Source organism: Luedemannella flava (assembly GCF_039528515.1).
GTDB lineage: Bacteria > Actinomycetota > Actinomycetes > Mycobacteriales > Micromonosporaceae > Luedemannella > Luedemannella flava.
Map to the genome: position 1 here is coordinate 1 of NZ_BAAALT010000222.1, position 8,188 is coordinate 8,188.

An 8,188-nucleotide genomic window follows, 5' to 3' on the forward strand; every position below is an offset into this window, starting at 1 on the left:
CCCGGTGCCAGAGCGCGTCGGGCCGGCCGAGCCGCGCGGCCCGCCGGTGCAGGTCGCGGCGGCGGGCGCGGGGCAGCGCGTGGTAGACCACGCCGCGCACGAGGCTGCTGGTGAAGGCGAGCTCCGCGCCGGCGGAGCCGGGCACCTCCGCGACGAGCCGCGCGTCGTCGACGACGTCGCCCGCGCCCACCCCGCGGTCGTCGAACAGCCCGGCGTCGTCGAACAGCCCGGCGTTGTCCAACAGCCCGGCGTCGTCGACGAGGCTGGCGGCGTCGGCGAGGCGGAACCGCTGGCCCAGGACCGCGCCCACGTCGAGCAGGGCGCGTCCGGCGGGCCGGCAGGCGGCCAGGTCGGCGGCGACGGCGTCGGCGTCCTCGCGCGGCGCCGGCAACGGACCCTGCCCGAACACTATGGCGTGCATGGGCACCTGGTCGAGCACGTGCCGTACGTGCAACGGATGCCCGCCCGTGTGCTCGTGCAGCCGGGCGGCCCCGGTGGGGGACAGGCCGGGGTGCCCGTACGCGGCGGCGAGCGGCACGAGGTCGGCGGCGTCGAGGCCGTCGACCCGCACGGACACGCCCCGGTCGGAGTCGAACAGCCGCCGCCACCCCTCGTCGAGCGACCGGGTCAGTCCGGAGTGGACGGACCGGCCGACGGTCTGGTGGACGACGACGAGCAGCAGCGGATCGGCGAACAGCCGGCGCGCGGCGAGCCGCAGCGCGGCCAGCGACGGCGGGTCGGCCCAGTGGGCGTCGTCGACGACGAGGATGAGCCCGGGGCGCTGCTGCAGGTCGGCGGCGAGGGCCTGCGCGACGAACAGCGGCTCGGCGCCGGCGGGCACGTCGCCGAGGCGGGAGCCGGGGAGCGCCCGCGCGAGCTGGCCCAGCACGCCCCACGGCAGCGCCGCCTCGTCCTCGTCGCCGCTCACCCACGCCACGGCGGGGGCCGCCGCGGACGCGACGAAGTGGCGTACCAGAGCGGTTTTTCCGGTGCCCGGCGCGCCGTCGACCCCGACGACCCGGGTCAGCCCGTCGCCCACCGCCGCCCACGCGGCGCGCAGGGCGGCCAGCTCACGCTCGCGCCCGACGAGGGTCGCGGCGGCCACGAGGAATCAGGCGACCTGTCGACGCAGCGAATAGGTCACCGCGTGCATCCGCTGGGGCTGCCCAATGTGGAGCACGTTGCGGTGCCAGGCCTCCCAGCCGTCGGCGCCGGCCCGGTTGAGGTGGCTCAGGTCGTCGTAGCGTTCGTCGGTGCCCCACCGGTGCACGCCGCCGGCGTGGTGGAAGGTGGCGGTCCAGTCCATCGACTGGTCGGATCCGAACGTCCCGGCCGCCCGGTACTCAAGTCGCGCGTATTCCCATCGAGCCACGGCGCCATTCTGCCGCAGCGCGGCGCGCCGGGCCACCATGCGCGACCGCGGCATGACACCGCGAGAGACTTGCCTGGTGAGCGGGGGTGTGCACGTGTCGTGGGGGTCGGTGGTGGTGGCCGCCATCATCCTCACGGGGGCGGGTCTGGTCGTGGTGCGCGAGTGGCGGGCCGGCCGGCGGGTGGTGCCGTCGCCGGCGCGCAGCGGGGTCGGCCCCGCCGATGTCGTCCAGTTACGGGAGTTCCTCAGCGAGCTCGGCATCGCGCTGAACGCCACGGGCACGCCGGTGACCACGATCGTCGAGCGGCTGCGCGCCATCGCGGTGCGGTTCGGCGTGGCCGATCCGGAGATCGTGGTCCTGCCGACGTTGATGCTGGTCGGAGTGCCGGGCGAGTATCGCGGGACCGTGGCGGTGCGGGTCGGGGTCAACATGTCCCTGCGGCTGGACCAGATCGCCGCCGTCATCGCGGTCGCCGACGACGCGGAGGCCGGGCGGCTGACCGTCGAGCAGGCCCGCCGACGGCTGACCGAGGTGCCCGCCCTGCCGCCCCCGTACGGCCCGGCCGGCACCGTCCTCGGGTACACCATCTTCAGTCTCGGCCTGGCCATGTTCCTGCAGCCCACGATCGCCGACCTGCTGGCCGTCACGGTGCTCGGCGCGGGCGTGGGCCTGTTCAAGCTCGGCTTCCCGCGGCTCGCGTACCTGCAGATCCCGCTGCCCGTGCTCGTCTCGTTCCTGGTGTCGCTGGCGGCGTTCCTGTTGGTGCGCGCCGACTTCATGGAGGGGCCGATCCCGCTGCTCGCGGCCACCCTGGTCGGCTTCCTGCCGGGCAGCACGCTGACGACGGGCATCATCGACATCTCGGCCGGCGAGATGATCGCCGGGTCGGGCCGCCTGGTCGTGGGCGTGGTGCAGCTCGGCCTGCTGGTGTTCGGCATCATCGCGGCCGCGCAGGTGGTCGGCCTCGCGGCCGACGAGGCGGACGCGCCCGTCGGGTACGTGGTGGCCGGCGCGGCGACGCCGTGGATCGGCGTGTTCGTCTTCGCGGTCGGCGTGCACCTGCACCTGGGCGGGGCGCCGCGCAGCCTGCCGTGGAGCCTCGCGGTGCTCTACGCCGCCTACACCGGTCAGGTGCTGGGCGCCGCGGTGATCGGCGCGACCATGTCGGGCTTCCTGGGCGCCGTGGTCATGGTGGTGGTCGCGGCCCTGCTCGCCCGGTTCGGCGGGCCGGCCCCGGTCGTCGCCTACCTGCCCGCGTTCTGGCTGCTGGTGCCGGGTGCCCTGGGCCTCGTGACGCTCACCCAGGCGGTCGAGTTGCCGTCCGCGGCGGGCATCGCCTCCCTCATGAGTACGGCCGGCAGCGTGGTGTCGATCGCGTTGGGCGTCCTCGTGGGGGCGGGCGTGGTCAACGCGGTGACTAGGCTGGCCGCATGGCGGACCTGATCGAGGGTGAGACGTTCCGGGACCTGGACTGGTACGGCGAGGAGCTCGAGGACCGGGCGTACCAGGGGTGTTCGTTCTTCGACGTCGACCTGACCGAGGCGGTGAGCCGGGGCGCCCGGTTCGAGGAGTGCTCGTTCGGCAACGTGCGGTTCAACGCCTCCCGGCACACCGACTCGGCGTTCCTGCGGTGCGTGTTCACCCGCAGCGTGTTCTTCGAGGCGGAGTTCACCGGCTGCAAGCTCGTGGGCAGCCGGTTCGTGGAGTGCGAGTTGCGGCCGCTGCGGGCCGACGGGGGCGACTGGTCGTTCGTCAGCCTCGCCGACGCGGACCTGCGCGGCGTCACCCTGACCGGGCTGCGGATGCGCGAGGCCGACCTGAGCGCCGCGAACCTGGAGGGGGCCACGCTCGCCGGGCTCGACCTGACCGGGGCGGACGTGACGAAGGCCCGGCTGGACCGGGCCGACCTGCGCGGCAGCGACCTGTCCACGCTGGACCCGCTCGCGGTCACCCGCGCGGGGGCGCGGATCACCGCCGAGCAGGCCGTGGTGGTCGCGATGGCCCTCGGCTTCGCCATCGGCTGACGAAGCCGAGGGCCGGGGGTCACATCCGCGCGCGGAGGTGACCCTCGACGAACTGCGAGACGGTGACCAGGCCGCTGCCCACCTTGTACGACAGCAGGTAGTCGGAGCCGGTCAGGTAGTACGGCACGAAGGCGCTCCAGTTCGACGACCACCGGGCGGCCCACAGCGGGGTGACGCCCTGGCCGCCGGCGTTGAACTCGTCGAGCGAGGCCTGCGCCGCCGCGCTGCGGTAGGACAGCAGGTACGACTTGCCGCCCACGACCATCGGCAGGATCGTCGTGAGGCCCGTGGGCCAGGTCGACGACCACACGTTGGTCGTGCCCATGCCGCTCCCGTTGAACCTGTCGATCTTCGTCGCCCCGTTGCCGCGACGGTACTTCACCAGGTAGGTGTTCGATCCTTCGCGGTAGGGCGCGATGTTGGTCCAGCCGGGCTCCCACTGCGACACCCACACCGTGGTGGTGCCCATGCCGTCGGCGTTGAACCGGTCCACGGCGACCGTACCGTCGGACTGCTTGTACCCGAGCAGGTACATCTCGCGGCCCTGGCTGAACGGGACCACCCGGGTCCAGCCGCTCGTCCACCGCGACCGCCACACGGGCCGGATGCCCCGGCCGCCGGTGTTGACCCTGTCGGTGGTGACCGAGCCGTCGTTCTTGTTGTACCGCAGCAGGTACGTCCCGGTGTCCAGGCGGTACGGCACGATCGACGTCCAGCCGCGCGACCACAGCCCGCGCCAGATGTTGCTGGTGCCCTGCCCGGCGGCGTTCAGCCGGTCGATCCGGGCCGCGCCGGACGAACCCTGGTACGACAGGACGTACGAGGTGGTGTCCAGTTGGAACCGGGCGATCGCGTTGATGCCCGTGCGCCACGTGTCACGCCAGACGTGACGAAGGGTCGGCGCCCCGGCCGCCGCGCGCGGCGCCACCTCCGGCGCGCGCGTGCCGGTGTCCACCTTGGTCGCCGCGTAACCGGCGGTGACCGTTGGGGACGTGGCGGTTGGCGATGTCGCGGGTCGGCCGGAGGCCGCGCCGCCTGTGCTGATGACCGTCGGCACGACGACCGCGAGAACGGCCAGCCGGGTCAGGAAAGTGACTCTCCGCATACCTGATCAACACAGGCCGACCCGTTTGGGTGACGCTCGTTCGCGTGCCGTGCTCGCGACACGCCGGCCGGGTGTGCTAACGGCGCGGCACGGGCGCGGCCAGCTCCAGCGGCAACGGGCAGTCGAGCAGGGCGCATACGGTGCGCAGCAGCTCCAGCTCGGTGAGCGTGGTGACGCCGTCAGCCGAGATGACCGCCAGCGCGCCGGCCACGAGCTCCTGCTTGTCGTGCGGGGCGAGCCCGACCAGCGCCGACCACGCCGACTCCAGCGCCACGACGCCCTGCGACGGCGGCGCGTACGGCCGGGAGAAGCGCGGCAGCACCCGGGCCATGCCGGCCTGGAACGCCACCGAGGCACGTTCGGGCGCCGGGTTGCCGTACTGGGCGAGGACGGTGAGCAGCAGCGTGACCGCGTCGCGGGAGCCGGTGATCGTGTGCCGCTCGCCGCGCCAGGCCGACCGGGGGTTCAGCGCGGCGTCGAGCTCCCGATAGACGAGCCGGGACAGGCAGTACTCGTACCCGCTGATGCGGCCGTCCGCGTGGATGAGGTCGTAGATCTGGCGCAGCGCGGCCTGCTTCTCCTGCGCCGGCAGCGCGCGCAGGGCCGGCAGCGCCAGCTCGGCCAGCAGCAGGCGCAGCAGCCGGTGCAGCCGCGACAGCGCGGTCGCCTGCGCGGTCGCGGCGTCGCCGAGGGCCGGGCCNGCGCGGTCGCCTGCGCGGTCGCGGCGTCGCCGAGGGCCGGGCCGTGCGCGGCCAGCGCGGCGCGCTGGTTGTCGCGGGCGGCCGGCTCGTCGGCCATGATCAGCCCGAGCACGAGGGGCACGACGGTGGCGCCGTCGCGGGCGCGCTCGCGCACGTCGGCCGGGATCTCGTCGAGGATGGCACCGGCCCGCGAGTAGGACTCCTCGCTGGGCGCGCCGATCCGGTCGACGACCGTCGCCTCGGGGACAGGCACGGTGGCCGTCGGCTCGGGCAGCACGGCCCCGCCCCCGGACTTCCCGTTGCGCTCGACGAGGCCCATGGAGAGGTCCTCGTCCAGTCCCGACGGCGGGTGCTCGGCCCACTGCCGGCGCAGCGCGGTCATCTGGTTCGGGTCGAACGACGGCTCGAGGATCTTGATGCGCTCCACGAGCGGCGGGTGGGTGGCGAACCACGACGCGAACGCGGTCCGCGCGCCCGCGCCGAAGAGCATGTGCCCGACCTCCTCGCGGCGTGGGTTCCTGAGGTCCGAGCCCGCCTCCAGGCCGGCGATCTTCTTGAGCGCCCCGGCGATGCCGGACGGCTGCCGGGTGAACTGCACGGCGGAGGCGTCGGCGAGGTACTCGCGTTGGCGCGACACCGACGCCTTGATCAGGCGACCCGCGAAGACGCCGATGCCACCGGTGACGAGCAGCGCGATGCCCACGATCGCCAGCGGGTTGCCGCTGGACTTCTCGTCGCGGCGGTCGCCGCCGATGATGCCGAACTGGGTCAGCGTGCGGCCGATGACGGCCAGGAAGAGGATGCCGTACAGCAGGCCCATGAGCCGGATGTTGAGCCGCATATCCCCGTTGACCACGTGGCTGAACTCGTGCGCGATGACGCCCTGCAGCTCGTCGCGGTTGAGCCGGACAAGCGCCCCGCGGGTGACCGCGACGGCCGCGCTGGAGCTGTTCCAGCCGGCCGCGAACGCGTTGATGCCCGCCTCGTCGGGCAGCACGTAGACCTCGGGCACCGGCGTGCCGGAGGCGATGGCGATCTCCTCGACGACGTTGCGCAGGCGGCGCAGCTGCGGGTCCTGGGTGTCCGTCGGCACGGCCACGCCGCCCAGCTCGCGGGCGACCTTCCCGCCGCCGCCGCGCAGGCCGAGCATGCGGAACGTGGCGGCGAGGATGATCGCGGTCAGCGTCAGGATGCTCGTCACGGCCACGATGCCGGCGATGTCCGCGAGGCCCTTGCTGAAGGCGTTGAAGGCGAACACCACGGCGAGGTCGACGGCCGCGACGATCGCGATCACCGCGAGGACGAAGAGCACCACGAGGCGCGCCGACATGCGGCGTACCCGCTGCTGTCTGTCGAAGAAGTTCATTCCCGTCCTCAGAATTGCACCCGCGGCGCGTTGCGCTCGTCGGGTTCCGCCAGCTCGAACAGCGTTGCGGGGCCGAAGGAGAACAGGCCCGCGACGACGTTGGTGGGCACCGTCTCGCGGGCGATGTTGTAGGACATCACGGCGTCGTTGTAGGCCTGCCGGGCGAACGCCACCCGGTTCTCCGTCGTGGTCAGCTCCTCGGTGAGCGCCAGCATGTTCTGGTTGGCCTTCAGGTCCGGGTACGCCTCAGCGAGGCCGAACAGCTGTCCGAGGGCGGCGGTGAGCTGGTTCTCCGCGCCGGCGAGCAGGCCCAGCGCCGCAGCGTCGGCCGCGGTGCCCCCGGCGGCTGCCTGAGCGTTCACGGCCGCCGCGCGGGCGGCGGTGACCCGCTCCAGCGTCTCGCGCTCGTGCCGCAGGTAGCCCTTGGCGGTCTCGACGAGGTTGGGCACCAGGTCGTGCCGGCGGGTCAGTTGGACGTCGATCTGGGCGAACGCCTGCTGGTAGGTGTTGCGCGCGCGGACGAGCCGGTTGTACGCCAGCACGGCGTAGCCGACGATGACGACGACCACCGCCGCAGCGCCGATCAGCAGTACAGTTGTCACGCCGCCCTCCTCCCGGTCCGGGGCGCCACGCCCCCGGCGAAGATTAGTGCACGGTTGACAGATCATGGGATCCGTGGAACGGCCGAGGATCACCGCCCGTCACCGCCCGCTCGCGGAATGGACGATCTTCAACGTACTGGTGCGGGGCGCGCTGCGGCGGCACTTCGCCCGCGTGCTGGTGCGCGCGGACGGCCCGCTGCCCGACCCGGCGGGCGGCCCGGTCATCGCCTACGCCAACCACCCCTCCTGGTGGGACGGCTACCTCGCGTACGCGGTGGACCGGCTGGTGCTGCGGGACCGGTTCCGGGGCTACGTCATGGTCGACGAGCGGCAGCTCGCCCGCTACCCGTTCTTCCGGTGGGTGGGGGCGTTCTCGGTGGACCTGGGGGCGCCCCGGTCGGCGGCCGCGTCCGTGGCGTACGCGGCCGACGAGCTGGCCGCCGCCCCCGGGCGCATGTTGTGGATCTTCCCGCAGGGTGAGCTGCAGCCGCAGGACCGTCGGCCGATCCGGGTGGCGCGGGGCGCGCCGGCGGTCGCCCGGCGCGCCGGCGGCGCGACGCTGTGGCCGGTCGCCCTGCGCTACGAGTTCGGCGACCGCCAGCGCCCCGACGCCCTGATCCGCCTCGGCGTCCCACACGCCGTGGGCCCGGCCGACGACCCGGCGACGGTGTCGGCCGACATGGCCTCCCGGCTCACGTCCCTCGTCGACGGGCTGTCCACCGACGTGGCCGCCGGTCGCCTCGACGCTTACCGCGTGCTGCTGCGCGGCCGCCCGGGCGTCAACGAACGCTTCGACCGCCTCCGCGGCCGCGCGGAACCGTCTTAGCCAACGTTTGGGCAATTACGCATGTCATCGCGCGCTGAGTTCCGCACCTAACAGTCCAAACGCCGGCGAATCACTGGATACGGGCCGGCGTCGCCGGGTGGTGCGAAAGCCGAGCCGTCCGTTGGTGCCAAGATCTCTGTTTTCTGTACAGCAACTGTTCAGGTGGTCCGCGTCGGGGTGGAGATCGCCAT

At 73.4% G+C, this 8,188-nt stretch carries 9 protein-coding genes; 3 read left to right on the top strand and 6 right to left on the bottom strand.

The window, feature by feature from the left end; translation table 11 throughout:
- Both ABD211_RS26875 and ABD211_RS26880 read right to left on the bottom strand, forming a co-directional pair.
- A partial coding sequence (locus ABD211_RS26875) for an AAA family ATPase (RefSeq protein ID WP_344137749.1) occupies positions 1-1,105 on the bottom strand: 1,105 nt, incomplete at its 3' end.
- A 6-nt stretch (positions 1,106-1,111) separates the two neighbouring features.
- Positions 1,112-1,372: a hypothetical protein gene (locus tag ABD211_RS26880; protein WP_344086716.1), complete on the bottom strand. Its 261-nt coding sequence runs from the start codon at positions 1,370-1,372 to the stop codon at positions 1,112-1,114.
- Between the two features lie 76 nt (positions 1,373-1,448).
- Between ABD211_RS26880 and ABD211_RS26885 the strand changes: the two genes are divergently transcribed.
- Together ABD211_RS26885 and ABD211_RS26890 are read left to right on the top strand one after the other, a co-directional pair.
- Entirely contained in the window at positions 1,449-2,816 is a 1,368-nt protein-coding gene (locus tag ABD211_RS26885) for a threonine/serine exporter family protein (protein ID WP_344137752.1), read from the top strand.
- Positions 2,804-3,397: a pentapeptide repeat-containing protein gene (locus ABD211_RS26890; RefSeq protein ID WP_344137755.1), complete on the top strand. Its 594-nt coding sequence runs from the start codon at positions 2,804-2,806 to the stop codon at positions 3,395-3,397. The genes ABD211_RS26885 and ABD211_RS26890 overlap by 13 nt, the downstream gene beginning before the upstream one ends.
- Positions 3,398-3,416: 19 nt before the next feature.
- Here ABD211_RS26890 and ABD211_RS26895 read toward each other — a convergent pair whose 3' ends face one another.
- The 4 genes from ABD211_RS26895 to ABD211_RS26910 form a co-directional block, all read right to left on the bottom strand.
- Positions 3,417-4,502 carry a hypothetical protein gene (locus ABD211_RS26895; RefSeq protein WP_344137757.1) on the bottom strand — a complete coding sequence of 362 codons (1,086 nt, stop codon included), beginning with the start codon at positions 4,500-4,502 and terminating at the stop codon, positions 3,417-3,419.
- A gap of 76 nt (positions 4,503-4,578) precedes the next feature.
- Entirely contained in the window at positions 4,579-4,851 is a 273-nt protein-coding gene (locus ABD211_RS26900; protein WP_344137760.1) for a hypothetical protein, read from the bottom strand.
- Positions 4,852-4,967: 116 nt separating this feature from the next.
- Positions 4,968-6,569, bottom strand: coding sequence for a M48 family metallopeptidase (locus ABD211_RS26905; RefSeq protein ID WP_344137762.1), 1,602 nt, complete (start codon positions 6,567-6,569; stop codon positions 4,968-4,970).
- 8 nt (positions 6,570-6,577) lie between these two features.
- Positions 6,578-7,171: a LemA family protein gene (locus ABD211_RS26910; protein ID WP_344137765.1), complete on the bottom strand. Its 594-nt coding sequence runs from the start codon at positions 7,169-7,171 to the stop codon at positions 6,578-6,580.
- A gap of 73 nt (positions 7,172-7,244) precedes the next feature.
- Here ABD211_RS26910 and ABD211_RS26915 point away from each other — a divergent pair, with 73 nt between their 5' ends.
- The gene (locus ABD211_RS26915; RefSeq protein WP_344137769.1) at positions 7,245-7,997 is read left to right on the top strand and encodes a lysophospholipid acyltransferase family protein; all 753 of its coding nucleotides are present in this window, start codon (positions 7,245-7,247) and stop codon (positions 7,995-7,997) included.
- Positions 7,998-8,188 lie beyond the last annotated feature (191 nt).

Excerpts from the sequence above, each read along its gene's own strand:
- ABD211_RS26890 (WP_344137755.1), top strand. The coding sequence starts at position 2,804 with ATGGCGGACCTGATCGAGGGTGAGACGTTCCGGGACCTGGACTGGTAC.
- ABD211_RS26895 (WP_344137757.1), bottom strand. The coding sequence starts at position 4,502 with ATGCGGAGAGTCACTTTCCTGACCCGGCTGGCCGTTCTCGCGGTCGTC.